The organism is Pectobacterium brasiliense, assembly GCF_016950255.1.
GTDB lineage: Bacteria > Pseudomonadota > Gammaproteobacteria > Enterobacterales > Enterobacteriaceae > Pectobacterium > Pectobacterium brasiliense.
Genome location: NZ_JACGFN010000001.1, coordinates 2,800,789 through 2,825,765, shown reverse-complemented (window position 1 = coordinate 2,825,765; position 24,977 = coordinate 2,800,789). Strand labels below are relative to the sequence as shown.

At 53.1% G+C, this 24,977-nt stretch carries 21 protein-coding genes; 16 read left to right on the top strand and 5 right to left on the bottom strand.

Translation table 11 applies throughout. The features are described from left to right. Nucleotides 1-438: 438 nt before the first annotated feature. Nucleotides 439-2,100 carry a methyl-accepting chemotaxis protein gene (locus tag H4F65_RS12520; protein ID WP_010283749.1) on the top strand — a complete coding sequence of 554 codons (1,662 nt, stop codon included), beginning with the start codon at nt 439-441 and terminating at the stop codon, nt 2,098-2,100. A gap of 102 nt (nt 2,101-2,202) precedes the next feature. Here the strand turns inward: H4F65_RS12520 and H4F65_RS12515 are convergent, their stop codons facing one another. Next, entirely contained in the window at nt 2,203-3,030 is an 828-nt protein-coding gene (locus tag H4F65_RS12515; protein ID WP_010283753.1) for a dienelactone hydrolase family protein, read from the bottom strand. Nucleotides 3,031-3,362: 332 nt separating this feature from the next. On the opposite strand from H4F65_RS12515, the gene udp reads away from it, so the two are divergent. After that, entirely contained in the window at nt 3,363-4,133 is a 771-nt protein-coding gene (gene udp, locus H4F65_RS12510) for a uridine phosphorylase (protein WP_010283777.1), read from the top strand. A 236-nt stretch (nt 4,134-4,369) separates the two neighbouring features. Then, nucleotides 4,370-5,152 carry a tyrosine-protein phosphatase gene (locus tag H4F65_RS12505; protein WP_010283779.1) on the top strand — a complete coding sequence of 261 codons (783 nt, stop codon included), beginning with the start codon at nt 4,370-4,372 and terminating at the stop codon, nt 5,150-5,152. A gap of 83 nt (nt 5,153-5,235) precedes the next feature. Here H4F65_RS12505 and ppc read toward each other — a convergent pair whose 3' ends face one another. Together ppc and H4F65_RS12495 are read right to left on the bottom strand one after the other, a co-directional pair. Next, nucleotides 5,236-7,875, bottom strand: coding sequence for a phosphoenolpyruvate carboxylase (gene ppc / locus H4F65_RS12500; RefSeq protein ID WP_010283781.1), 2,640 nt, complete (start codon nt 7,873-7,875; stop codon nt 5,236-5,238). Between the two features lie 242 nt (nt 7,876-8,117). After that, on the bottom strand, nt 8,118-9,506 hold the full coding sequence (locus H4F65_RS12495) for a PTS transporter subunit EIIC (RefSeq protein ID WP_010283782.1): 1,389 nt from the start codon (nt 9,504-9,506) through the stop codon (nt 8,118-8,120). Nucleotides 9,507-9,828: 322 nt separating this feature from the next. Between H4F65_RS12495 and H4F65_RS12490 the strand changes: the two genes are divergently transcribed. Continuing rightward, nucleotides 9,829-11,028, top strand: coding sequence for a starvation-sensing protein RspA (locus H4F65_RS12490; RefSeq protein ID WP_039320490.1), 1,200 nt, complete (start codon nt 9,829-9,831; stop codon nt 11,026-11,028). A 3-nt stretch (nt 11,029-11,031) separates the two neighbouring features. On the opposite strand, the gene H4F65_RS12485 is transcribed toward H4F65_RS12490, so the two are convergent. Beyond that, on the bottom strand, nt 11,032-11,745 hold the full coding sequence (locus tag H4F65_RS12485; protein ID WP_010283786.1) for a GntR family transcriptional regulator: 714 nt from the start codon (nt 11,743-11,745) through the stop codon (nt 11,032-11,034). Nucleotides 11,746-11,799: 54 nt separating this feature from the next. After that, the gene (gene argE, locus H4F65_RS12480) at nt 11,800-12,951 is read right to left on the bottom strand and encodes an acetylornithine deacetylase (RefSeq protein WP_146235398.1); all 1,152 of its coding nucleotides are present in this window, start codon (nt 12,949-12,951) and stop codon (nt 11,800-11,802) included. A gap of 202 nt (nt 12,952-13,153) precedes the next feature. Between argE and argC the strand changes: the two genes are divergently transcribed. The 12 genes from argC (at nt 13,154) to hemB (ending at nt 24,972) form a co-directional block, all read left to right on the top strand. Continuing rightward, nucleotides 13,154-14,158, top strand: a complete 1,005-nt coding sequence (gene argC, locus H4F65_RS12475) for an N-acetyl-gamma-glutamyl-phosphate reductase (RefSeq protein WP_010283792.1) — start codon at nt 13,154-13,156, stop codon at nt 14,156-14,158. 37 nt (nt 14,159-14,195) lie between these two features. Further along, nucleotides 14,196-14,969: an acetylglutamate kinase gene (gene argB / locus H4F65_RS12470; protein WP_010283794.1), complete on the top strand. Its 774-nt coding sequence runs from the start codon at nt 14,196-14,198 to the stop codon at nt 14,967-14,969. A gap of 61 nt (nt 14,970-15,030) precedes the next feature. Beyond that, nucleotides 15,031-16,404, top strand: coding sequence for an argininosuccinate lyase (argH, locus tag H4F65_RS12465; protein WP_010283797.1), 1,374 nt, complete (start codon nt 15,031-15,033; stop codon nt 16,402-16,404). 219 nt (nt 16,405-16,623) lie between these two features. Then, complete coding sequence (gene rmuC, locus H4F65_RS12460) at nt 16,624-18,186, top strand: DNA recombination protein RmuC (RefSeq protein WP_010283799.1); 1,563 nt, start codon at nt 16,624-16,626, stop codon at nt 18,184-18,186. 132 nt (nt 18,187-18,318) lie between these two features. Beyond that, complete coding sequence (ubiE, locus tag H4F65_RS12455; protein WP_010283801.1) at nt 18,319-19,074, top strand: bifunctional demethylmenaquinone methyltransferase/2-methoxy-6-polyprenyl-1,4-benzoquinol methylase UbiE; 756 nt, start codon at nt 18,319-18,321, stop codon at nt 19,072-19,074. A gap of 12 nt (nt 19,075-19,086) precedes the next feature. Beyond that, nucleotides 19,087-19,710, top strand: a complete 624-nt coding sequence (ubiJ, locus tag H4F65_RS12450; RefSeq protein ID WP_010283805.1) for a ubiquinone biosynthesis protein UbiJ — start codon at nt 19,087-19,089, stop codon at nt 19,708-19,710. After that, on the top strand, nt 19,707-21,347 hold the full coding sequence (ubiB, locus tag H4F65_RS12445) for a ubiquinone biosynthesis regulatory protein kinase UbiB (protein WP_010283806.1): 1,641 nt from the start codon (nt 19,707-19,709) through the stop codon (nt 21,345-21,347). The genes ubiJ and ubiB overlap by 4 nt, the downstream gene beginning before the upstream one ends. Nucleotides 21,348-21,429: 82 nt before the next feature. Further along, nucleotides 21,430-21,690, top strand: a complete 261-nt coding sequence (tatA, locus tag H4F65_RS12440; RefSeq protein WP_010283808.1) for a Sec-independent protein translocase subunit TatA — start codon at nt 21,430-21,432, stop codon at nt 21,688-21,690. Between the two features lie 3 nt (nt 21,691-21,693). Further along, entirely contained in the window at nt 21,694-22,287 is a 594-nt protein-coding gene (tatB, locus tag H4F65_RS12435; RefSeq protein WP_010283810.1) for a Sec-independent protein translocase protein TatB, read from the top strand. Between the two features lie 3 nt (nt 22,288-22,290). Then, nucleotides 22,291-23,043, top strand: coding sequence for a Sec-independent protein translocase subunit TatC (gene tatC, locus H4F65_RS12430; RefSeq protein ID WP_010283812.1), 753 nt, complete (start codon nt 22,291-22,293; stop codon nt 23,041-23,043). A gap of 106 nt (nt 23,044-23,149) precedes the next feature. Continuing rightward, complete coding sequence (tatD, locus tag H4F65_RS12425; RefSeq protein WP_010283814.1) at nt 23,150-23,932, top strand: 3'-5' ssDNA/RNA exonuclease TatD; 783 nt, start codon at nt 23,150-23,152, stop codon at nt 23,930-23,932. A 17-nt stretch (nt 23,933-23,949) separates the two neighbouring features. Continuing rightward, complete coding sequence (hemB, locus tag H4F65_RS12420) at nt 23,950-24,972, top strand: porphobilinogen synthase (protein ID WP_010283816.1); 1,023 nt, start codon at nt 23,950-23,952, stop codon at nt 24,970-24,972. Nucleotides 24,973-24,977: the final 5 nt, after the last annotated feature.

Here is a 24,977-nt window from a genome sequence, read left to right as displayed (position 1 = left end):
TCCGATCGAAATTTACTATTTGATAGTCATTGGCTATTTATTATTTACTTTTGAATGATTTAAACGATCAAATGATAAAGATCATGGGTGGTGTGCCGATAAGATGGATAACACAGGAGCGGCCATGTCTGCATGAGTACGGAGAGGGAAGACCATTATTATCACCTCAATAACGTCTCTGCGGTCTTATCCGTTGTATTTGTAGCACTGTTAGATTTATTTCCACTTTTTCACCTCAATACCCGAGGGAAATTATTTGATTTTTGATAGCGCCTCTCATGCTGAGAGCGTGCGTAAAATGCCTATCTCAAGGTATCTCTGGCGCTTCAGAAGGTCTGTTCGCCTTCGGATCGCCAACCATTCTCCGCCCTGTGGTTCCATCAATCTGCGGCATGTGCGCAATTGACATTGCTATGCATTATCTAAAAGGAGTGAGACATGAATTTAGCGAATTGGCGTATCGGCTATCGACTGGGGGCTGGGTTTGCTGTCCTGATTTTGATGTTGTTTGTCGTGAGTATTTTTTCCCTGTCTAAGCTATCCGGTTTCCAGGATGGTGCCAGAGGCATTGTGAAAGAGGTTTATCCACAAACGGTTGATTCAAACAGTCTTATTGATAATGTAAACAGCATTCTGGTTGCGTATCAGCGGCTGATGCTGGTTTCAGGTGAGGATAAAATCAAGGAAAACGTCGATCGTGTGAATGGATTCCGCCAGGAGATTGGTCGCTTGCTGGATAAGCTGGACAGCCAGACGGTTGAAGAGCGTTCAATCTCTCAGCTGCGAGCTATCCGCGCGATCCGTGCCGAATTTTTGAAATCCGGTGACAAAATTATCAGCGAAGTGGTGGCAGGTAATCGAGAAGCGGCGATTGAGGAATTCAACAACAACCTGAATGTTGTCCAACGTCAGTACCGTGATGCGGTAAGACAATTGGTTAACTATCAAGATGATGCGATGGATACCTCTGTTGAAGCCATGGCTGAGGTGTACAGCGATACCCGCATTATTCTACTGCTCATTTTAGCGCTGGGTGCCGTATTTGGTGCGCTGATTGCCTGGTCAATTACGCGTAGCGTAACCCGACCGATACAGCAGGCTTTGCAAGTCGCAGACAGAGTGGCACAGGGCGACCTGACCTCACGTATCACTGTTACCAGCAAAGATGAAACCGGATTGCTGCTGCAATCGTTGGATCACATGAACACCAGCCTGAGCACGATTGTTGGGCAGGTGCGTGACGGGGCGGAAACCATCTCAACGGCGGCCTCGCAAATTGCCGCAGGTAATCAGGATTTGTCATCACGCACCGAAGAGCAGGCCAGCTCGTTGGAAGAAACCGCGGCGTCGATGGAACAGCTGACGTCTACCATTAAGAACACGGCGGAAAACACCCAGCAGGCAACAGACATTGCGAATAAAGCCTCTGGTGCGGCGAAGCAAAGCGGCGACGTTATGGTTTCTGTGACGCAGAAAATGCGCGGCATTCGTGACTCATCCCAGCGTATGGCGGAAATCATTGGCGTGATTGACGGCATTGCGTTCCAGACCAATATTTTGGCACTGAATGCCGCGGTTGAAGCCGCGCGTGCGGGCGAGCAAGGGCGTGGTTTTGCGGTGGTGGCAGGGGAAGTCCGTTCTCTGGCACAGCGCAGTGCGACCGCCGCGCGTGAGATCAAAGATTTGATCGACGACTCCGTGAGCAAAATTCAGGAAGGCATGTCGCTGGTGGATACCGCTGAAGAAACGATGAGCGGATTAACAGGCTATGTGCGCGATGTGAATGAGATCATCAGCGAAATCTCGCAGGCTAGCCGTGAACAGAGCGATGGGATTAACCAGATGAATCTGGCAGTAGGGCAGATTGATACCACGACCCAGCAGAATGCGGCTCTGGTTGAAGAGTCGGCCTCTGCGGCGCTGTCTCTGCAATCACAGGCTTCTGTGCTCGCGGAAGCGGTAAGCGCGTTTAAGTTGCAGCCATATGGCAGCGGCAAAACCGCTTCTTATGCATCGGCACCAACGCGCACGCCAGCGCTGTCTTTAGCGCCAGCGACGGCGAAAAATAAGGGTAATGACGGCGACTGGACGACGTTCTAAGACTGTCTGTCTCTGTAAAATCGTCAACAGGTAAAACACCAACGCCACCGTTGTTCGGTGGCGTTTTAGATCGTGGAATAAGAGGCAAAACGTGTGAAGGTGTTACGCCACGCCGTTTTTCTGGAACCATGCCAGCATACGCTGCCAGCCGTCGCGTGCGGACTCTTCATGATAGCTGGGGCGGTAATCGGCATGGAAAGCATGCCCGGCATCGGGGTAGACGATGATGTCTGCCTCCGCATTGGCCGCACGTAGCGCCTGCCGCATAATATCCACTTGTTCTAGCGGAATACTCCCGTCTTTCGAGCCGTATAATCCCAGCACAGGCGCTTCCAATTCTGTTGCGATATCGACCGGATGTTTGGGGCTATTCAGCGTTTTCTCACCAGTAAATTTACCGTACCAGGCAACGGCCGCCTTGAGTTGCGGGTTGTGTGCGGCGTAGAGCCAGGTGATGCGTCCGCCCCAACAGAAACCCGTTATCGCCAGCTTACTCGCGTCACCACCCTGTTTAATCGCCCAGTTGGCCGTGTGATCGAGATCGGAGAGCACCTGCGTATCGGGCACCTTATACACCAGTTCGGTCAGGATTTGCTGAATATCGTTATAGTGGCTGGGGTCGCCCTGACGAAAATACAGCTCTGGCGCAATGGCCATATAGCCTTGTTTGGCCAGCCTGCGGCAAACGTCCTGAATGTGTTGATGAACGCCGAAAATCTCCTGCACCACCAGAATGATAGGGAGCGGTTTGTCATGGTTCGCCGGTCTGGCGATATACGCAGGCAACTGCTCACCCTGAGAAGAAATAGTGGTTTCACTGGCAATGATACCGACAGAATCCGTCGTAATGATGGAGGAGGTCTGCGGTTCTACCGCCGGGGATAGCCCCTGAGGAAGATGTTTGAAGGTCGTCTGTTCATCAGTCTTCATTACGCGCTCTCCTGTTATCGGCCGATTTTCATGTGAAAGAGGGATCTCAGAATATCCATCATAAATACTATCAATGATTAAAGAATCTACACTAGAAGACAATTAATCGGCAAAAATGAATTCCCTATCTAATAAATGGTGATTTAAGTCACATTTTTTATGTATGTTGATGTTTGTTTCTTTTTCATCGGTGACTCTCGTCACTTAAAAAAACGTCATGATGCGCTAGAGTCTTTTTATTGAACGGACGCTGACTGGCTGCGAAAGGTAGCATAGATGAAGCGTCCGGCGCGATTTCTCTGAATACCCAATTGATTGCCCGGGAGGCAGTTATGTCTACATCTGATGTGTTCCATCTTGGTCTGGTCAAGAACGATTTACAGGGCGCGACGCTGGCTATCGTCCCCGGCGATCCTGAGCGTGTTGAAAAAATTGCTCGCCTGATGGATAACCCGGTACATCTGGCATCACACCGTGAATTTACGTCCTGGCGTGCGGAGCTGGACGGCAAGGCAGTGATTGTTTGCTCGACCGGTATTGGTGGCCCGTCAACGTCAATCGCGGTCGAAGAATTGGCGCAGCTCGGCATCCGTACTTTCCTGCGCGTCGGTACGACGGGGGCGATTCAGTCCGGTATCAATGTCGGCGATGTGCTAGTAACCACGGCAGCCGTTCGCCTTGATGGGGCGAGCCTTCACTTCGCGCCAATGGAATTCCCAGCCGTTGCCGATTTTGGCTGTACTACCGCGCTGGTGGAAGCGGCGAAGGCATCGGGGGCGGCGTTGCATGTAGGGATTACGGCATCTTCCGACACGTTCTATCCCGGTCAGGAACGCTACGACACCTTCTCTGGACGCGTTGTCCGTCGCTTCCGCGGTTCGATGGAAGAATGGCAGAGCATGGGCGTTCTGAACTATGAAATGGAATCCGCCACGCTGTTGACGATGTGCGCCAGTCAGGGGCTGAAAGCGGGCATGATCGCGGGCGTGATCGTGAACCGTACCCAGCAGGAAATCCCAGATGCGGCGACCATGAAGCTGGCCGAAACCACCGTCATCAAGGTGTTGCTGGACGCGACTCGTCGTTTGTTAGCCGCTGAATAAGCACAAAAATTGATGGTATTTTGGGCTGGTCATCGTCGATGCCAGCCCGTATCCTGATATACCCGTCATTCTTCAAGCTGCATGTGCGTTGGCTGCGTTCGCTCACCCGAATCACTTACTTGAGTAAGCTCATCGGGATTCCTTCTCTTGCCGCCTTCCTGCAACTCGAATTATTTAGGGTATACACTAAATAGCTCAAGTTGCCTTGCTCGCCTTTCAACCTCGCAAGGAGATGTATGACCGAACCAACGTTGCTTCATCCCTCTTTATTACCGCTGGACGGCGGAATCAACTTCCGCGATTTAGGCGGCAACCGCGCTGCTGATGGGCGGCTTATCCGACACGGTAAACTTTTTCGCTCCGGCTCGCTGGATCTGCTGAGTCCGGCTGACTGCGAACACCTTGCTGGCGTGCCGATTGCTCACGTGGTGGATTATCGGGATGCCGATGAAATTGCGCAGAAGCCCGACGTCTTGTGGACGGGGGCTAATTATCACGCTTACCCAGCCAACCCATTGCGCCATGAAGTGACGGCTAATCTGGATTCATTGGGATCTGATGTGCTGGCGGCGTTTGATTCCCGCGCATTCATGTTGGAGCTTTACCGCCGTCTGCCTTTCAATAACTCAGCCTATAAACAGCTGGTATCGCTGCTATTGGGGCCGGATGAGGGTGGGCTGGTACAGCACTGTGCCGTCGGTAAAGATCGCACTGGTATCGGTTCGGCGCTGGTGATGTTTGCGCTGGGGGCGGATGAGCAGACGGTGATGGAAGATTACCTGCTCACCGAGACGACGCTGACGCCATTCCGCCAGCAGTTACTGACACATCTGTCGGCAACGCTGAATGAGAAAGCGCTGGGACAGTTCTCTTATGTATTGTCGGTGCAGGAAGAGTTCATCGTGACGGCGTTGCAGGCTATCTACGAACGGCATGGCTCAATCGATAGCTGGCTTGAGGCGGAATACGGTCTGGATAATCGCGCGCGGAACTATTTGCAGGATAAATATCTGGCGTGAGGTTTTGTTTTAGGCCGGTCAACTGACCGGCCTTTGTTTTGCTATGTATAGTTTTGCTGTGTAGTTTTTTGCTGGATGCGCAATTAACCCGTATTACGCATACCCGCCGCGACACCGGCGATCGTCACCATCAGCGCCAGTTCCAGATCGGCATCCGGTTTTTCCTGCTGACGTGAACGATGCAGCAACTCGGCCTGCAACACGTTCAGAGGATCGGTATAGACGTTACGCAATGCGATCGACTCGGCGATCCACGGCAGGTCCGCCATCAGGTGATCGTCGTTGGAGATCGCCAGCACGACGTTGATATCGGCGGCCAGCTGATCGCGCAGCTGTTTCCCTAACGGCCACAGTTTCTCTTCTACCAGACGCTGATCGTAATACTCCGCCAGCCACAGGTCGGCTTTGGCGAATACCATCTCCAGCATACCGATACGCGTTGAGAAGAACGGCCAGTCGCGGCACATGGCTTCCAGCTGTTCCTGCTTGCCGTCATCCACCACTTTCTGCAACGCGGCACCTGCACCCAGCCACGCTGGCAGCATCAGACGGTTCTGCGTCCAGGCGAAAATCCACGGGATAGCACGCAGGCTTTCCACACCGCCGTTCGGACGACGCTTGGCCGGACGTGAACCCAGCGGCAGTTTACCCAGCTCCAGCTCCGGCGTCGCGGCGCGGAAGTAAGGAACGAAATCCGGGTTCTCACGCACGTATCCACGGTACATATCGCAGGACACGCGGGACAGCTCATCCATCACCTCATGCCATTCCTGTTTTGGTTCCGGCGGCGGCAGCAGGTTTGCTTCCAGAATCGCACCGGTATACAGCGCCAGACTGCTGATGGTGACTTCCGGCAGGCCGTATTTAAAGCGGATCATCTCGCCTTGTTCCGTCACGCGCAGGCCACCTTTCAGGCTACCCGGCGGTTGTGACAACAGCGCAGCATGAGCCGGTGCGCCACCGCGACCGATGGAACCGCCGCGTCCGTGGAACAGCGTCAGTGCGATACCCGCTTTCTCACAGGTTTTGATCAGTGCGTCCTGTGCACGATATTGCGCCCAGGAAGCGGCCATCACGCCCGCGTCTTTCGCGGAGTCGGAATAGCCGATCATGACCATCTGTTTGCCTTGGATAAAGCCGCGATACCAGTCGATGCTCAGCAACTGCTTCATGACATCATCGGCGTTGTTCAGGTCGTCCAGCGTTTCAAACAGCGGCGCGACCGGCAAGGCAAACGGGCAGCCCGCTTCTTTGAGCAGCAGATGAACGGCCAGCACGTCGGAAGGCGTGCGTGCCATTGAAATGACATAGGCTGCGACTGAACCGATTGGCGCTTTGGCGATGACACGACAGGTATCCAGCACTTCTTTGGTATCCGCGCTCGGCTCCCAGTAGCGCGGCAGGAGCGGGCGCTTGGAGCTCAGTTCACGGATCAGGAAGGCTTGCTTATCGGACTCTGACCAGCTTTCGTAGTCGCCCAGACCCAGATAGCGGGTAATTTCGGCCAGCGCTTCGGTGTGGCGGGTACTTTCCTGACGGACATCGATGCGTACCAAAGGCACGCCGAAGCAGCGCACGCGACGCAGCGTATCCAGCAGACGACCATCGGCGATAATGCCCATGCCGCAGGTTTTCAGCGACTGGTAGCAAGCGTGGAGCGGTTCCCAAAGCTGTTCATTGGTAATCAGCAGATCTTTAGGAGGCAGACGCTCTTCACCCGTCAGGCGTGCTTCCAGATAGCTCAGCGTACTGCTCAACTGTGAACGCAGTGACTTCATGATGGCGCGGTACGGTTCCTGTACCTCGCTGCCGCCGGCTAGCTCCAGCAGTTCCGGCGTACATTCGGACATCGACAGCTCGGAAACCAGCACCTGAATATCACGCAGGAACAGATCGGCTGCTTTCCAACGGCTGAGTAACAGCACATGGCGAGTGACTTCCGCGGTGACGTTCGGGTTACCGTCGCGGTCGCCGCCCATCCAGGACGTAAAGCGCACCGGAACCGCATCAACGGGCAGACGGTAGCCGAAAGCCTGTTCCAGCTGTTCATCCAGCTCGCGTAAAAACGCAGGTACACCTTCCCACAGGCTGTTTTCCACCACGGCAAAGCCCCACTTGGCTTCATCTACCGGGGTAGGACGAATTTTACGGATTTCATCGGTATGCCAGGACTGCGCGATCAGCTGGCGCAGGCGGCGCATGATCTGATTACGTTCATAATCAGCCAGATCGTTATGGTCGAGCTGCTTGAGGCAGGTATTCACTTCCACCAGTTTGTGGATCAGCGTCCGACGGGTAATTTCGGTCGGGTGCGCGGTCAGCACCAGCTCGATCGACAAGGATTCTACCGCGTCACGGATATCGCGTTCGGTCAAATCTTTACTTTCCTTTAGGCGTTCAAACGCGTGGGAAAGCTGTGCCGGGTTACTCGCCGCTTCACCGTGCGGTGAAATCGTATGATATTGCTCAGCGGTATTGGTCAGGTTAAGGAACTGGCTGAATGCGCGGGCAACGGGCAACAGTTCATCGTTAGACAGGTTTTGCAGCGTGGTCAGCAGCTCCTGACGATGTTTCTCATTACCTGCGCGGGAAGACTTTGACAGCTTGCGGATTGTTTCGACTTTATCAAGGATGTTTTCACCCAGCGCTTCCTTGATGGTATCGCCGAGAAGCTTGCCGAGCATACTGACGTTACTGCGCATTGCGGAATATTGTTCGTTCATAGTTACCCTGACCATCCCTACCATTTTTGTAAGTTTATTTCACTTGACATATTTTGACGCACTGCCTCCATCTAGCCACGATAAGGCGGATTCGTCAATTGACGATTCTTTCTTCTCCTTATTCTTTGTACTTGCATTGAGGCGGGCTTGGCAATTTGTGAAATTTAATTACAGACGCGCGGATATTAGGACAGCTAATTAGAGGGGAAGGATGGCGGGGCGCAAAGGCCCCGCGAGTGCGGTTACGCCTGTTTGGACGCTCTGACGACCAGAATATAAGTCAGCGTGAAAGAAAGCACGATGGCGATGGCCATGCCAGATACCGCGTAGCTAAAGTACGGGCCGATATAGGCTGGCAGGCTGAAAATACTCGACAAGATGTAGCCATACAGCCGGACACCGAAGTACGCGATAAAGGCCGAGGCGATGGAGCTGGCAATAGTCGCGGAGATAAACGCTTTTTTATACTTGGTCAGTACGCCGAAGAGTGCAGGTTCGGTAATACCGAGCAGCGCGGAAACCCCAGCAGACAGCACGACAGATTTGTCCTGACGGGTTTTGGCATGGAAGTAGATGGCAAACGTGGAACCCGCAATCGCCATGTTAGCCATACACATCATTGGCATCAGCATATCAAAGCCCTGATTGCTGAAATTTTGCAGCGCAATGGGCGTCATCGCGTGATGCATACCAGTCAGAATCGCGACAGGCCGAATCGCACCGACCACGAAACCAGCAAAGATAGACGACACATCGAACAGGCTCTGAATAAACAGTGCCAGTAGTTTACCGAGGTAGATCCCGAATGGTCCGATAACGGTGAGCGACACCAGTGCGGCGATAAACAGCGTCAGCGTTGGGGTAAACACGGTTTTCAGCACCGAAGGCATGATGCGGTCGACCCAACGATGGATGTAGCTCAGTGCCAGCACGGAGAAAATCACCGGGATGACGCTGGCGGCATAGTTGAACACTGGAATGGGGAGCACACCGATGAAGTAAAAGGCGCTGACCGCATTAGGGCTATTGCTGGCCAGTGCCTTCGCCGCTTCTATCAACGACGGGTACATCAGGCAGGCTGCAACAGCCGCTGCCAGATATTCGCTTGTTTTAAATATCCTGGCTGCGGAGATGGCGAGGAAGAAAGGTAAGAAATAGAACACACCGCTGGCGATCAGGTCGAGGACGATCACGGTATCGGTTTTGGCAGAGACCACTTTTAAGGCGATCAGCCCTGCCAGCAGCCCTTTGATCATCCCCGCACCCGCGATAGCAGGGACGATAGGACCAAATACGCCGGAAACGGTATCCATGAACAGCGAAATCAGCCCCTTCTTCTGCTTCTGCACCTCTGGCTGCGATGTCGTTGCAGGCGAAAGCGTTGTGGAGGAAAGTTGGGCGTTTAGCAATTCGTAATACTCATTGACCTGCGGCCCGATAATAATCTGAAACTGTTCACTCTGGTGTTGCGCACCTAATATGCCTGGCAGATTCTTGATCGCTTCGGTCTGCACTTTACTTTCATCAATTAAATCAAACCGAAGCCGCGTCATGCAGTGCCAGGCTTTATTAATGTTTTCGCTTCCGCCAACCAGTTTAATGATTGACTGAATAACGTCGTTTTTTCCCATGAAATAAACTCCCCGCATAGCCTGATGTTATTTTTGGCCGAATTATTTCCACCGATAGTAAAAACTTAAAGAAGAAAAAACAAACCAATAAAATATGAAGTTCGTCACATGGTTAGTCTATAAGGGGTTGTTTGTTGCCATTATTCTATAATTGGTCTGGTTTTTTAATCAATTAGATGGCTTTTTCAAACCAAAATAAATCTTTTAAATAATAGGTTTACAATAAAAGAAAAAATAAGTAGAAAACAAAAAAAGAAACTAATTTTAGACTGTGTTTTTGCCGGGTAGCGCTATTCCGGTAAATGCTCTGGAGGATATTTTTGTGTTGCCGACAATCATTACTGACATTGAATGTCTTGTTACCCGTCCCGACCGTCATAATTTAGTGACGGTGGTGGTTCACACGGATAAAGGCGTGACGGGTTATGGCTGTGCGACCTTCCAGCAGCGCCCGCTGGCCGTCAAAGCGATGGTGGATGAGTACCTCAAACCGCTGCTGCTAGGACGAGATGCTAACCACATTGAAGATCTGTGGCACATGATGATGGTTAACGCCTATTGGCGTAACGGGCCGGTTATCAACAATGCGGTGGCGGGCGTCGATATGGCGCTGTGGGACATCAAGGGCAAGCTGGCGGATATGCCGCTTTATCACCTGTTTGGTGGGAAATCCCGCGATGCCATTGCCGCTTACAGCCATGCAGCCAGCGATACGCTGGACGGGCTTTATCAGGAAGTGGATCGGCTGTATGCGCAGGGCTATCGCCATATCCGCTGTCAGCTAGGATTCTATGGCGGCAATCCCGATGCGCTGCACAGCACGCGGCAGCCAACGGAGGGAGCCTATTACGATCAGGAGCAGTACATGGCTAACACGCTCGCCATGTTCCGTGCGCTGCGTGAGAAATACGGCGATCGTTTCCATATCCTGCATGATGTTCATGAGCGTTTGTTCCCGAACCAGGCAGTGCAGTTCGCTAAAGCGGTAGAAGTGTATCGTCCCTATTTTATCGAAGACATTTTGCCGCCTGCGCAAAATGAGTGGCTAGCGCAGATCCGCAGCCAGAGCGCGGTGCCGCTGGCGACTGGGGAGCTGTTTAATAACCCTGCCGAGTGGCAGAATCTGGTGATTAACCGTCAGGTTGATTTCATTCGCTGCCATGTCTCACAGATTGGCGGGATCACACCAGCGCTGAAGCTGGGCGCGTTCTGTCAGAACTTTGGCGTTCGTCTGGCCTGGCACTGCCCGCCGGATATGACGCCTATCGGCGCGGCGGTCAACATTCATCTGAATATCCATTTGCATAACGCCGCTATTCAGGAATTTGTCGCTTACCCGGAAAATACCCGCAAGGTCTTCCCGCAGGCGGTGGAGCCGGAGAAGGGTTATCTGTATCCGATTGAACGCCCCGGTATCGGCGTTGGGATCGATCTGGACGCGGCACGGCAGTTCCCCGTCGTCTATCGTCCGCACGAGTGGACGCAAAGCCGCCTGCCAGATGGCACGATGCATACGCCTTGAGTCTTACGGTGACTGGCGGAAGGTCAGGTTATCGCGGTTGAAGGGGATGACGTAGGTACAGGCGTAGTTAATGTCGATGATGTCGCTCGATTCGTACACGCGACCGCCCTGTAAAATACCGCGATTAAGGATATGCATCGCCGCCGTGCCTTTCTTGCAGCCCAGCAGCTCAGCCTGTGCTTTGGTGACATTAACCGCCTGATAATGCGTCAGGTAGTGTGAAATCGCGTAGCCCTTGCTGAGCACATACTGCTGAATCGAGCTTTCAATAATCTTCTGGCTCATGTCTGGGAAATCCGCGGCGGGCATTTTCGATATCTCGATCTGCACCTTGCGGTTATCGACGTAGCGTAACCGGCTGAATTCCCAGATGAACGTATTTTCGCTGATAGCAAAAACCTGTTGCTCTTCTCGCGTCGGTAGCCGCTTATGCAGGCTAAGCAGACGGAATGAAATCTGATTAAATTTCTTTTCGGTAATCGAGTTATATACCAGCGGATTGCTGCGTACGCCCTGATTAATGAAGTTACCCGAGCCCTGTACCATATGGATCGCGCCGATGCTGGCGAGCTTTTCCAGCGCCTGACGGATGGTAAAACGCGACACGCCGTATTCCTCCGCCAGTTGGCGTTCCGGCGGCAGCTTTTCCGGCAGCGGATCGGTGTGCTGATAGATTTTGCTCAGTAAATCCTGCGCGATGAAGTCTTTCTTTTTCATGAGCTGTCTCAAAGTAGCCCTGCCAGCGTGGCTGACAAGGCCGTTTGCATCGGATCAGTGGTGACAGAAGTGATGAATCACCTGCGAGATCAGCTCCCGCGTTGGTTTAATAAATTTGGTATCAATATATTCATCCGGCTGGTGCGCCTGCTCGATCGATCCCGGTCCCAGAACCAACGTCGGGCATAGCGTCTGAATAAACGGCGCTTCGGTGCAGTAGTTCACGATTTCCGTTTTCGTCCCCAGCAGCTTCTCTAAGACTGACACCAGACGGTGATCGGGCGGGCACTCATAGCCAGGAATCGGAGGGTGCAGCTCGCTGATGGTCAACCGACCCGGCCAGCGCTGGCTAACGGGCTCAAGCGCTTCTGACAGCAGTCCATCCAAATCGTTAAGCGTAATGCCCGGCAGCGGACGGATATCCATATGCAGTTCACAGCAGCCGCAGATGCGGTTAGCGGCATCGCCGCCGTGAATGTGGCCGAGGTTCATGGTCGGGTGAGGAATGTGGAAAATCGGGTTGTGATAGCGTTCCTGTAGCGTGTTACGCAATACCAGCAGATGAGAAATGGCTTCGTGCATCAGTTCAATCGCGTTCACGCCACGCGAAGGATCGCTGGAGTGACCGGACTGCCCCTGAATGCGGATTGCGTTGGACATATGACCCTTGTGGGCGCGCACCGGTTGCAGCGACGTCGGTTCGCCGATGATGGCGCAGTCCGGGCGAATCTGCGTGGATTCGGAGAAATACTTGGCACCGGCCATGGTCGTCTCTTCATCTGCCGTTGCCAGCACATAGAGCGGTTTCGTTAGCTTAGTCGGATCGATATCGCGTAACGCATCCAGAATAAAGGCAAAGAAGCCTTTCATATCCGCCGTACCCAAGCCGTACAGTTTGTTGTCATGTTCGGTCAGCGTGAATGGGTCGCGCGTCCAGCGACCATCGTCGAACGGGACGGTGTCGGTGTGGCCTGCCAACAATAAGCCACCTTTTCCTTCACCAATCCGCGCCAGCATATTAAATTTATTGAGGGTGCCGGGGACCGGTTGGACTTCCACATGGAAGCCGAGATCGCCGAACCAGCCTGCCAGCAGGTTGATTAAGGTATGATTACTTTGATCGAGCGCGCTGTCGGTGGCACTGATAGACGGTGTGGCGATCAATGCCCGATATAGCTCAATAAAAGGGGGTAAATTCATCTTCACTGTTGACAGCCTCTGGTTAGGATAGTATCAATATTCATGCATTTATTTTGAATAAAAATACAATAATGCTCGGCGAAAGGAAACCCAAAGGTACGACGATGGCGATTCGTCACTTTCACTGAGTTTCGCGGGTGAACAGCGTACCGACGCTGGTGAGCCCTGTTACCTGTTCCATAGATAAGTAAGAAGGTATACGGATCCCATGCTGAATACGCTGATTGTTGGTGCAAGTGGTTATACCGGCGCTGAGCTTGCGCTCTACCTGAACCGTCACCCACAGATGAACATAACCGCTTTGATGGTTTCTGCGCAAAGTGTCGATGCAGGAAAATTGATTTCTGATTTACATCCGCAGCTCAAAGGCATCATTGATGTACCGGTAAAACCGCTGACCGATGCGGAAGAAGCGGCGAAAGGCGTGGATGTCGTTTTTCTGGCGACCGACCATAAAGTCAGCCACGATCTGGCCCCTGTTTTTCTGGCGGCAGGCTGCACCGTTTTTGATTTATCCGGCGCGTTCCGCGTACAGGATGCCGATTTTTATCGTCGCTACTATGGTTTTGAGCATCAGCACTCTGACTGGCTGGCAAAAGCGGTTTACGGGCTGGCCGAATGGCGTGCTGAAAGCGTAAAACACGCGCAGCTGATTGCGGTGCCGGGCTGTTATCCAACGGCCGCACAGCTGGCGCTGAAGCCGCTGCTGGACGCTCAGTTGCTGAACCCGGCGCAATGGCCGGTGATTAACGCCGTGAGCGGCGTGAGCGGGGCGGGGCGTAAAGCGTCTATGACCAACAGCTTCTGCGAAGTCAGCTTTCAACCGTACGGTATTTTCAACCATCGTCATGAACCTGAAATTTCAACGCATCTCGGCACGCCAGTGATCTTCACGCCGCATTTGGGCAACTTCGCTCGCGGTATTCTGGAAACCATCACCTGCCGCCTGCAACCGGGCGTCACCCAGCAGGATGTGGCCGAAGCCTATCACAACGCCTATCACGATAAGCCGTTGGTTCGCCTGTATGACAAGGGCGTTCCGGCGTTGAAATCCGTTGTTGGCCTGCCGTTCTGCGATATTGGTTTCTCCGTTGACGGTGAGCACCTCATCGTGGTGGCAACCGAAGATAACCTGCTGAAAGGCGCGGCGGCGCAGGCTGTGCAATGCATGAACATTCGTTTTGGTTTCCCTGAAACCCAATCGTTAATTTAATGACTACTGGTCCCGACATTTCGAGGCGCGAAGCATAATGAATCCGTTAATTATCAAATTAGGTGGCGTTTTACTGGATAGCGAAGAAGCGCTGGAGCGTCTGTTCACCGCACTGGTGGCTTACCGTCAGGAACATCAGCGTCCGCTGGTGATTGTGCACGGTGGCGGCTGTCTGGTGGATGATCTGATGAAGAAGCTGGCGCTGCCAGTTGTGAAGAAAAACGGCCTGCGCGTTACGCCAGCCGATCAGATCGACATCATCACCGGTGCGCTGGCGGGTTCCGCCAACAAGACGCTGCTTTCATGGGCGAAGAAGCATGATATCAACGCAGTCGGCCTGTGCCTGGGCGATGGCGGCAGCACGACGGTCACGCAGCTCGATGAGTCTTTGGGCTTTGTGGGTAAAGCGGAAGCGGGATCGCCTGCGCTGCTGAATACGCTGCTGTCTGCGGGTTACCTGCCTGTCGTTAGCTCCATCGGTATTACGGCGCAGGGCGACCTGATGAACGTCAACGCCGATCAGGCGGCGACGGCACTGGCGCAAACGCTGGGCGCGGATTTAATCCTGCTGTCTGATGTGAGCGGCATTCTGGACGGTAAAGGCCAGCGTATTGCCGAAATGACGGCAGAGAAAGCCGAGCAACTGATTGCTCAGGGCATTATTACCGACGGCATGATTGTTAAGGTCAACGCCGCGCTGGATGCCGCGCGTGCGCTGGGGCGTCCGGTTGATATCGCCAGCTGGCGTCATGCCGAGCAGCTACCTGCGCTGTTCAACGGCGTGGCGATTGGTACACGTATTCTGGCGTAAGTCGTTTCTGGGTATGGCATGATGCGATACCAACATGAATTAAATTCTGGGAGTAATCGTTATGGCTTTGTGGGGCGGTCGGTTTAGTCAGGCAGCAGATCAGCGTTTTAAACAATTTAATGACTCACTGCGGTTTGATTACCGTCTGGCGGAACAGGACATCGTTGGCTCGATCGGCTGGTCGAAAGCGCTGGTGACGGTCAATGTGCTCAGCGAGCAGGAGCAGCAGCAACTGGAACAGGCGCTGAATGCGCTGCTGGTTGAGGTACAGGCTGACCCTGAGATGATCCTGCAAAGCGATGCAGAAGACATTCACAGCTGGGTTGAACAGCGCCTGATTGAGAAAGTCGGCGATTTAGGTAAAAAATTGCATACCGGTCGTAGCCGTAACGATCAGGTCGCGACCGACCTGAAACTGTGGTGCAAGGCGCAGATTTCAGAGCTGCTGCTGTCGGTACGCCAGCTGCGTCAGGCGCTGGTCACGACGGCGGAAGCCAATCAGGATGCGGTGATGCCGGGTTATACCCACTTGCAGCGCGCACAGCCAGTGACGTTTGCACATTGGTGTCTGGCTTACCACGAGATGCTGGCGCGTGATGAAAGCCGTCTGGAAGATACGCTGAAGCGTCTGGATGTCAGCCCGCTGGGCTGTGGCGCGCTGGCGGGAACGGCTTATCCGATCGACCGTGAGCAACTGGCGGGCTGGCTGGGATTTGCCTCGGCCACACGTAACAGTCTGGATACGGTTTCCGATCGCGATCATGTACTGGAACTGCTGTCCGATGCCTCGATCGGTATGATCCACCTGTCGCGTTTTGCCGAAGATCTGATCTTCTTCAACAGCGGTGAAGCGGCATTCGTTGAGCTGTCTGACCGTGTGACATCCGGTTCTTCCCTGATGCCACAGAAGAAAAACCCGGATGCGCTGGAGCTGATTCGCGGTAAATGTGGTCGCGTACAGGGCGCGTTAACCGGCATGATGATGACGCTTAAAGGCCTGCCGTTGGCGTATAATAAAGATATGCAGGAAGACAAAGAAGGGCTGTTTGACGCGCTGGATACCTGGCACGACTGCCTGATGATGGCGGGTCTGGTGCTGGAAGGCATTCAGGTGAAGCGTCCGCGCTGTAAAGAAGCAGCCGAACAAGGCTACGCGAACTCGACAGAGCTGGCGGATTACCTGGTCGCGAAAGGCGTTCCATTCCGTGAAGCGCACCATATCGTGGGCGAAGCGGTGGTTGAAGCCATTCGTCAGGGCAAAGCATTGGAAGCGTTGCCGCTGGCCGATCTGCAAAAATTCAGCGCCGTGATTGGCGAGGATGTGTACCCGATTCTGGCGTTACAATCCTGCCTGGATAAGCGTGCTGCACAAGGTGGCGTGTCACCGCAGCAGGTCGCTAAAGCGATTAGTGATGCTAAGCAGCGCTTAGCGTAACTCGCCCACCTCTGTTCTGTTCCCCCAGCGTGGTGTTTCGCGTTGGGGGAATTCCACCGTTACCGATCTGATTCTTCTGCAAATTATCATCTATCCATTTTCATATGGAATGTGGCTCGCATTTTTCTGCTCAGAGTCTTCCCCGCCGGAATTGTTTCTGGACATCCATACAGTATCATTTTACCTTGACCGACAGCGTGAAAGGCCTGCGGAGGCAAAGTGGATATCAGCATATTTTATGGTCTGGGCGGCGGTGCAGTGGGTCTGTTGGTCGGGTGGTTAATTGCCAGCCTGATTCATCAGCAGAAGCTGTCGCGGCATGACACCGAACAGCAGCTGCTGGCGCAGACATTGCAGCAGACTCAGCAGTCGCTCAGCGAACAGCAGCAGGCAAAGCAACTGGACGAACAGCGGCTACGGCAAAACGAGCTGGAGCTGCGCACGGTCCACGCTCAACTCTCTGCGAGCCATGAAAAGTTGCAACAGCTCAGTGAACTCCGTGAGGAGTGCGTGCAGCTCAATCAGGAACTGCGAACACTGCGTGAAATAAATAGCGCACAGGAAGCGGAGCTGCGGGAGGTCACCATTCGGCTGGAAGAAACCCGTATGGCGGCGGAAGAGAAGCAGCGGCTGCTGGCAAACAGCGAACAGCGATTGACGACGCAGTTTGAGAATCTGGCGAACCGGATTTTTGAACACAGCGGCCGCAAAGTGGATGAACAAAATAAACAGAGTCTGGATAAGCTGCTGATGCCGCTGCGTGAGCAGCTTGATGGTTTCCGCCGTCAGGTGCAGGACAGCTTTGGTGCGGAAGCGCGCGAGCGTCACACGTTGGCGCACGAAATCCGCAATCTGCAACAGCTGAACGCGCAGATGGCACATGAGGCCATCAATCTGACGAAAGCGCTGAAAGGCGATAACAAAACGCAGGGTAACTGGGGCGAGGTGGTGTTAAGCCGCGTACTGGAAGCTTCCGGCCTGCGTGAAGGCTATGAGTACCAAACACAGGTCAGTGTGCAGACGGGGACAAATAGCCGCCTGCAACCGGATGTCATCGTGCGCTTACCGCAGGGCAAAGATGTCGTGATCGACGCCAAGATGTCGCTGGTGGCCTACGAGCGTTATTTCAATAGCGACGATGACGCAGAGCGCAGTGTGGCGTTGAACGAACATTTGCTCTCGGTTCGCAGCCATATTCGGCAGTTGAGCAGCAAAGATTATCAGCAGCTTCCGGGCCTGCGTTCGCTAGACTACGTGCTGATGTTTATTCCGGTCGAACCAGCTTTTCTGGTCGCTATCGATCGCCAACCCGAATTAATCAATGAGGCGCTAAAGCACAATATTATGCTGGTCAGCCCGACCACGCTGCTGGTGGCATTACGCACCATTACCAATTTATGGCGCTATGAACAACAGAGCCGCAATGCACAGCAGATCGCTGAAAAAGCGTCGCGGCTGTACGATAAACTGCGGTTGTTTGTCGATGATATGGAAGCGCTGGGGCAGGGTTTGGATAAAGCACAGGGCACTTATCGTCAGGCGATGAATAAACTTTCCTCTGGGCGTGGTAACCTTATTGGCCAGGCTGAGGGATTCCGTGCGCTGGGTGTAGAAATTAAACGCACAATCAGCCCGTCATTAGCAGAAAAAGCAACGGCCCATGAGCACGCTGAACGCGATGAATTACCGGATTCCGTAGCACCCGACGCTGTTTCACCAACCGTGAAAACGGAGGGCGAAGAAGGGGAAACCCCTTTCGCTACCCGTACTGATTCATACTAAATAGGTATGAATTTCGTGGGCTTGGGCACCATGCTATGCGAAATTAGTGCAGTGGGGTTTTTATACGGGTCTGGTACACTCTTACCATTAATGGGTAGACCCGAAATTTGACTGAAATAGTAGGCGGATAAGATGGCAAGTGAGCAGGAGAAAACGGCCGACTTTGGTTTTCGGACTGTCGCCAGGGATGAAAAAGAAGTCATGGTGGCTGAGGTTTTTCATTCTGTAGCAGCAAAGTATGACTTGATGAATGACCTGATGTCCTTTGGTATCCACCGTGTCTGGAAGCGTTTCACTATCGAATGTAGTGGGGTAAGACGTAACCAGCGTGTTCTGGATCTTGCCGGAGGCACAGGGGATTTAACCGCTAAATTCTCCCGCATGGTTGGCGAAGGTGGTGAGGTCATTTTGGCGGACATCAACGCATCAATGCTGAAAGTGGGTCGCGAAAAACTGCGTAACAAAGGCATTATTGACAACATCAACTACGTGCAGGCCAATGCTGAAGCGCTGCCGTTCCCTGATGACTTTTTCGACTGCATTACTATCTCCTTTGGTCTGCGCAACGTGACGGACAAAAACAAAGCGCTGCGCTCAATGTATCGCGTGCTGAAGCCGGGTGGTCGCTTGCTGGTGCTGGAGTTTTCCAAACCGATCATTAAACAGCTGAGCACCGTTTACGATGCGTATTCATTTCATATCCTGCCGAGGATTGGCGAAGCCGTGGCGAGTGATGCCGGGAGCTACCGCTATCTGGCGGAATCTATCCGCATGCACCCCGATCAGGAAACGCTGAAAGGGATGATGATCGATGCCGGTTTTGACAGTGTTAATTATTTCAACCTCACCGGTGGAATCGTTGCGCTGCATCGTGGGTTTAAATTCTGATTGGAAACGCCAATGCTGATAACGTCTTTTCTGACAGCTACGCTGGAAACCGCGCTGAATCAGCTGCTTTTTCACGATACGGTTTCTTGTGATAGAAGCATGAAGTCTGCCCGCCAGCGCTTACAGGGAAAAACACTTCAGATTGAGCTGGCTGAACTGGATATGCCTTTGGTGCTGGTGTTTAACGAACAGCGGCTGGACGTGATCAGCCAATGGGGCGAGCCAGCGGATTGCTGCCTGAAAACACGCGTTCCGGTTTTGATGAAATTACGCGATCGTCAACAGCTCTCGTCGCTGATGCGCAGCGGCGAGCTGGTGATAGAAGGCGATATTCAAGTTGTTCAACAGTTCATCGTGCTGGTTGATCTGGCGGAGTTCGATCCGGCGGAGTGGTTGTCCCCCTATCTGGGCGATATTGTTGCTCAGGGGCTTACCCAAACGGCACAGAAAACCCTAAGTTTCCTGAGACGCTCATTCCATCAGCAGCAACATTTCTTGTCTGAGACGCTAACGGAAGAGTGGCGACTGGCTCCGGGAAAACTGGAAAACGCCTGGTTCCATGAGGAAATTGTTGCGCTGGATAAATCCGCCGATACGTTGTCCGAACGGCTGGCGAAGCTGGAGGCTTTACGATGACGCCCAGTGAATTACGCCGCCTTTACAGCATTGTGTGTGTGCTGTTGAGCTATGGTCTGGACGAACTTATTCCTAAAATGCGTCTGACGCTGCCGCTACGTGCGGGTCGTCGTCTGCTGTTCTGGTTACCCAATCGTCACCGTACTAAGCCTTTAGGGGAACGTCTGCGTTTGGCGCTTCAGGAACTGGGGCCCGTGTGGATTAAGTTCGGACAAATGATGTCCACACGCCGCGATCTGTTCCCACCGGCTATCGCCGATCAACTGGCGATGTTGCAGGATAAGGTTGAGCCGTTTGATGGCAAATTGGCGCGTGAGCAAATTGAGCTGTCGATGGGCGGAATCCCCCTTGAAGAGTGGTTTGATGATTTTGACATTAAACCGCTGGCCTCTGCCTCGATTGCACAGGTGCATACCGCTTGTCTGAAAAGCACGGGAAAAGAGATCGTTATCAAGGTTATTCGCCCGGATATTTTGCCTGTCATCAAGGCGGATATGCGTCTGATGAAACGTCTGGCGGGGTGGTTGCCGCACCTGTTGCCGGATGGTCGTCGCCTGCGTCCGCGCGAAGTGGTGCTGGAATATGAAAAAACGCTGCTTGATGAGCTGAACCTGCTGCGAGAAGCGGCAAACGCCATCCAACTGCGGCGTAATTTTGAGAACAGCCCGATGCTGTATGTGCCGGAAGTTTATTCGGATTACTGCAGCGAAGGCATGTTGGTGATGGAGCGAATCTACGGTATTCCTGTTTCTGATGTCGACGCGCTGACAGCCAATGGCACGGATATGAAGCTACTGGCAGAACGCGGCGTTCAGGTTTTCTTCACGCAGGTGTTCCGCGACAGTTTCTTCCACGCAGATATGCACCCCGGCAATATCTTTATCAGCTACGAGCACCCTGAAGACCCGCAATACATTGGTATTGATTGCGGCATCGTTGGTTCGTTGAATAAAGAAGATAAGCGCTATCTGGCTGAGAATTTCATTGCCTTCTTCAACCGCGATTATCGCAAAGTTGCCGAACTGCATGTGGATTCGGGCTGGGTGCCTCCAGACACCAATGTTGCCGATTTTGAGTTTGCCATTCGTACGGTCTGTGAGCCGATCTTTGAGAAGCCGTTGGCAGAAATTTCGTTCGGCCATGTATTACTAAATCTATTTAATACGGCGCGTCGCTTCAATATGGAAGTACAGCCTCAGCTAGTGTTGTTGCAAAAAACGTTGCTGTATGTTGAAGGCGTGGGGCGGCAGCTTTATCCGCAGCTCGACCTGTGGAAAACCGCCAAGCCGTTTCTGGAAAACTGGCTGAAACAACAGGTCGGTTTGCCTGCGGTTTTCCGTGCGCTCAAAGAAAAAGCACCGTTCTGGGCTGAAAAATTGCCGGAAGTCCCTGAATTATTTTATGACGGGTTACGTCAGCATAAGATGTTAAAGCAAAGCGTCGATCAGTTGGCCTATGAGTTGAAGACGCAGCAGTCTCGTCAAGGGCAGTCACGATATCTTTTGGGTATTGGCGCAACGTTGCTAATCAGTGGTACGTTATTACTGATCAGCCGTGTTGAGGCCGATATGGTTCCTTCGGGGTTGATGGCCGCAGGAATTGTTGCCTGGATTATCGGTTGGCGTCGAACTCGTTGAAGCAGATCATGATGCACGTCAGAATTACCCGATATAATAACGAGAATTCTGTCGTTCCCCTTTTTGAAAAGAGGTAAATGTTATGGGTGGTATTAGTCTCTGGAACCTGTTGATTATCGCAGTTATCGTCATCTTACTGTTCGGAACCAACAAGCTGAGAACGCTGGGTTCGGATCTGGGTGCATCCATCAAAGGCTTTAAGAAAGCGATGGGTGACGATCAGCCGTCTACTGGCGCGGACAAAACGCAGCCAGATGCCGATTTCTCTACCAAGTCTATCGCTGACAACCAAGCAGACGTCAAGCCAGGCGAAACGAAGAGCCAGCATAAAGAGCAGGTGTAATCTGTGTTCGATATCGGTTTTGGTGAATTGCTATTGGTGATGGTTCTTGGCCTGATTGTCCTCGGGCCGGAGCGTTTGCCTGTGGCAGTCAGAACGGTTGCAAGCTGGATCAGGACGCTGCGTTCGCTGGCGTCTACGGTTCAGAATGAGCTGTCGCAGGAACTGAAACTCCAAGAGTTTCAGGAAAGCCTGAAGAAAGTCGAAAAAGCCAGTTTGCAGAACCTGTCGCCTGAGTTGAAAGCCTCAATGGATGAACTCAAAGAAGCGGCGGAAGCGATGAAACGTGGCTATACCGAGACAGTGTCGCCGCAAAAGCCAGATGACCACCAAACGTCAGAAGGTCATCGCGCGACCGTGGAACCGCAGCACAGCACCCCGCTGAGCGATCCCGAAGCGGCCTACGATGGGGTGATTGAAACGGAAACCGCAGTACGTCCGGCAGTCAGTCAGCCTAAACCTGAAAGCGCTACTGTGGCTGAACATCACCATGATGGTCACAACGCCGCGAGTGATGACGCTGTCAGCAGCGATAATGTCAAACCTGAGCAGTCCCAGTCTTCTGCTGTTTCTGCCCGCCAACCGAGCGATAGTCGTTAGTTTATGGCCGATGAAGAGACTCAACCGCTAATTAGCCACCTGATTGAGCTACGTAAGCGGCTACTGAACAGCATTATCTGTGTGCTGGCGGTATTTATTTCGCTGGTGTACTTTGCCAACGACATTTATCAACTGGTTTCTGCCCCGCTCATTGAGCAATTACCTGCGGGTGCCAGCATGATCGCGACTGATGTCGCCTCGCCTTTTTTTGCGCCGATAAAACTGACGATGATTGTCTCAGTGTTTGTCGCTGCGCCGCTGGTGCTGTATCAGGTGTGGGCATTTGTGGCTCCAGCCCTGTATAAACATGAGCGTCGCTTAATGATGCCGTTGCTGGTCTCCAGTAGTCTGCTGTTTTATATGGGCATGGCGTTCGCGTACTTCGTAGTGTTCCCGCTGGCGTTTGGCTTTTTTGCGAAAACCGCGCCTATTGGCGTGCTGATTGCGACGGACATCAATAACTACCTCGATTTTGTTATGGCGCTGTTCATGGCGTTCGGGATATCGTTTGAAGTGCCAGTTGCCATTGTGCTGCTCTGCTGGAGTGGCGTGGTGACGCCGGAAGAGCTGAAAAGAAAGCGCCCCTATATTTTGGTCGGCGCGTTCGTTGTCGGTATGTTGCTAACGCCACCGGATGTTTTCTCGCAGACGCTGCTGGCGATTCCCATGTATCTGCTGTTTGAAATCGGCGTCTTCTTCTCGCGGTTTTATGTTGGCAAAGGCCGACGCGCTGAAACCGAAGAGCCATCGCAGTAACGAACGGTTTCCTGCGGTAGGACGGTAAAATGACCTCTCTTTGAGAGGTCTTATTTTTTTATTCGCCAGCGTAAAATCGGCGAACGGTCACGGGCAGGTGAGAGTCATGTTTGATATCGGTGTCAATCTAACCAGTTCTCAGTTTGAAAAAGACAGAGAGCAGGTCGTCATCCGGGCAAAGGAAGCGGGTGTCAGCGGCATCTTGATCACCGGAACAAGCGCTCAGGAAAGCCATCAGGCCATGTTACTGGCGCAAGCCTACCCCGATTACTGTTGGTCAACGGCAGGCGTTCATCCGCATGATGCCAGCCAATGGAATGACGACATCGCTGAGCAGCTTCATCAGATGGCAAGCGCCGCCTGCGTGGTTGCTATTGGTGAATGCGGGTTGGATTTCAACCGTAACTTTTCGACGCCAGAAGAGCAGGAACGGGCATTCAGTGCGCAGCTAGCGATAGCGGCCGAACGGTCCATGCCGGTTTTCCTTCACTGTCGTGATGCCCATTCCCGCTTTATCTCTCTGCTGACGCCGTGGTTGAGTCAGTTACCTGCCGCCGTCGTTCACTGCTTTACCGGCAATCGTCATGAATTGGATGAGTGTCTGGCTGCGGGGCTGATGGTCGGCATTACCGGCTGGGTTTGCGATGAGCGTCGCGGGCTTGAGCTGCGCGCCTTACTGCCGCATATTCCTGCCGATCGGCTGTTGGTGGAAACCGACGCACCTTATCTGTTACCCCGGGATTTTCGCCCTAAACCGGCCTCCCGCCGTAACGAACCCTGTTATCTGCCTCATATTATTCGCCAGATTGCGGAGTGGCGTGGAGAAGATGCCACATGGTTGGGACAGACAACAGATGAAAATGCCCGCCGGGTTTTCCGGCTGGCCTGATTCAGGAGAATAATGACATGAGCACTGCTTTTCCCGGCACTTTCCCCGGCCGACGTATGCGTCGCATTCGCCGCCATGATTTCAGCCGCCGCCTTGTTGCTGAGAATCAACTGACGGTGAATGATTTGATTTATCCCGTTTTCGTGATGGAAGGGACAAATCATCGTCAGGAAGTGCCTTCAATGCCGGGGGTATACCGGATGACTATCGACGTGCTTCTGAAAGAAGCCGAAGAGATCGCTAAGCTCGGCGTTCCGGTGCTGTCGCTGTTCCCCGTTATTGAAGCGGATAAGAAATCGCTCTATGCCGAAGAAGCCTATAACCCGGATGGTCTGGTTCCTCGCACAATTCGCGCATTGAAAGACGCCGTCCCAGAGCTGGGTTTGCTGACGGATGTGGCGCTCGATCCCTATACCACGCACGGGCAGGACGGGATTATCGATGCAGATGGCTATGTGATTAACGACGTCACCAAGGAGATTTTGGTGCGTCAGGCGTTGTCCCACGCGGAAGCTGGAGCCGAAATTATTGCGCCTAGCGACATGATGGACGGTCGCATCGGCGCTATTCGCGACACCCTCGAAGCGCAGAACCTGATCAATACCCAGATCATGGCGTACTCGGCTAAGTATGCGTCGTGCTATTACGGGCCTTTCCGTGACGCCGTGGGCTCAGCTGGCAATCTGAAAGGTGGCAACAAGAAAACCTACCAGATGGATCCGGCTAACAGCGATGAAGCCTTGCAAGAAATTGCGCAGGATTTGCAGGAAGGTGCAGATATGGTGATGGTCAAACCGGGGATGCCATATCTGGACGTGGTGCGTCGTGTCAAAGATACCTTCGGCGTGCCGACGTTTGCTTATCAGGTATCTGGTGAGTACGCGATGCACATGGCGGCAATTCAGAATGGTTGGCTGCAAGAGCAGCCAGTAGTGATGGAGTCTCTGCTGTGCTTTAAACGCGCGGGTGCAGATGGTGTGCTGACCTATTTTGCCAAGCGTGTCGCACAGTGGCTGCACGATCAGCATATGCAGCGCTAAGTCTG

Bases quoted from the DNA above. Each gene is read 5' to 3' on its own strand.
- H4F65_RS12520 (WP_010283749.1), top strand. From the start codon at position 439: ATGAATTTAGCGAATTGGCGTATCGGCTATCGACTGGGGGCTGGGTTT.
- H4F65_RS12515 (WP_010283753.1), bottom strand. From the start codon at position 3,030: ATGAAGACTGATGAACAGACGACCTTCAAACATCTTCCTCAGGGGCTA.
- udp (WP_010283777.1), top strand. From the start codon at position 3,363: ATGTCTACATCTGATGTGTTCCATCTTGGTCTGGTCAAGAACGATTTA.
- H4F65_RS12505 (WP_010283779.1), top strand. From the start codon at position 4,370: ATGACCGAACCAACGTTGCTTCATCCCTCTTTATTACCGCTGGACGGC.
- ppc (WP_010283781.1), bottom strand. From the start codon at position 7,875: ATGAACGAACAATATTCCGCAATGCGCAGTAACGTCAGTATGCTCGGC.
- H4F65_RS12495 (WP_010283782.1), bottom strand. From the start codon at position 9,506: ATGGGAAAAAACGACGTTATTCAGTCAATCATTAAACTGGTTGGCGGA.
- H4F65_RS12485 (WP_010283786.1), bottom strand. From the start codon at position 11,745: ATGAAAAAGAAAGACTTCATCGCGCAGGATTTACTGAGCAAAATCTAT.
- argC (WP_010283792.1), top strand. From the start codon at position 13,154: ATGCTGAATACGCTGATTGTTGGTGCAAGTGGTTATACCGGCGCTGAG.
- argB (WP_010283794.1), top strand. From the start codon at position 14,196: ATGAATCCGTTAATTATCAAATTAGGTGGCGTTTTACTGGATAGCGAA.
- argH (WP_010283797.1), top strand. From the start codon at position 15,031: ATGGCTTTGTGGGGCGGTCGGTTTAGTCAGGCAGCAGATCAGCGTTTT.
- ubiE (WP_010283801.1), top strand. From the start codon at position 18,319: ATGGCAAGTGAGCAGGAGAAAACGGCCGACTTTGGTTTTCGGACTGTC.
- ubiJ (WP_010283805.1), top strand. From the start codon at position 19,087: ATGCTGATAACGTCTTTTCTGACAGCTACGCTGGAAACCGCGCTGAAT.
- ubiB (WP_010283806.1), top strand. From the start codon at position 19,707: ATGACGCCCAGTGAATTACGCCGCCTTTACAGCATTGTGTGTGTGCTG.
- tatA (WP_010283808.1), top strand. From the start codon at position 21,430: ATGGGTGGTATTAGTCTCTGGAACCTGTTGATTATCGCAGTTATCGTC.
- tatC (WP_010283812.1), top strand. From the start codon at position 22,291: ATGGCCGATGAAGAGACTCAACCGCTAATTAGCCACCTGATTGAGCTA.
- tatD (WP_010283814.1), top strand. From the start codon at position 23,150: ATGTTTGATATCGGTGTCAATCTAACCAGTTCTCAGTTTGAAAAAGAC.
- hemB (WP_010283816.1), top strand. From the start codon at position 23,950: ATGAGCACTGCTTTTCCCGGCACTTTCCCCGGCCGACGTATGCGTCGC.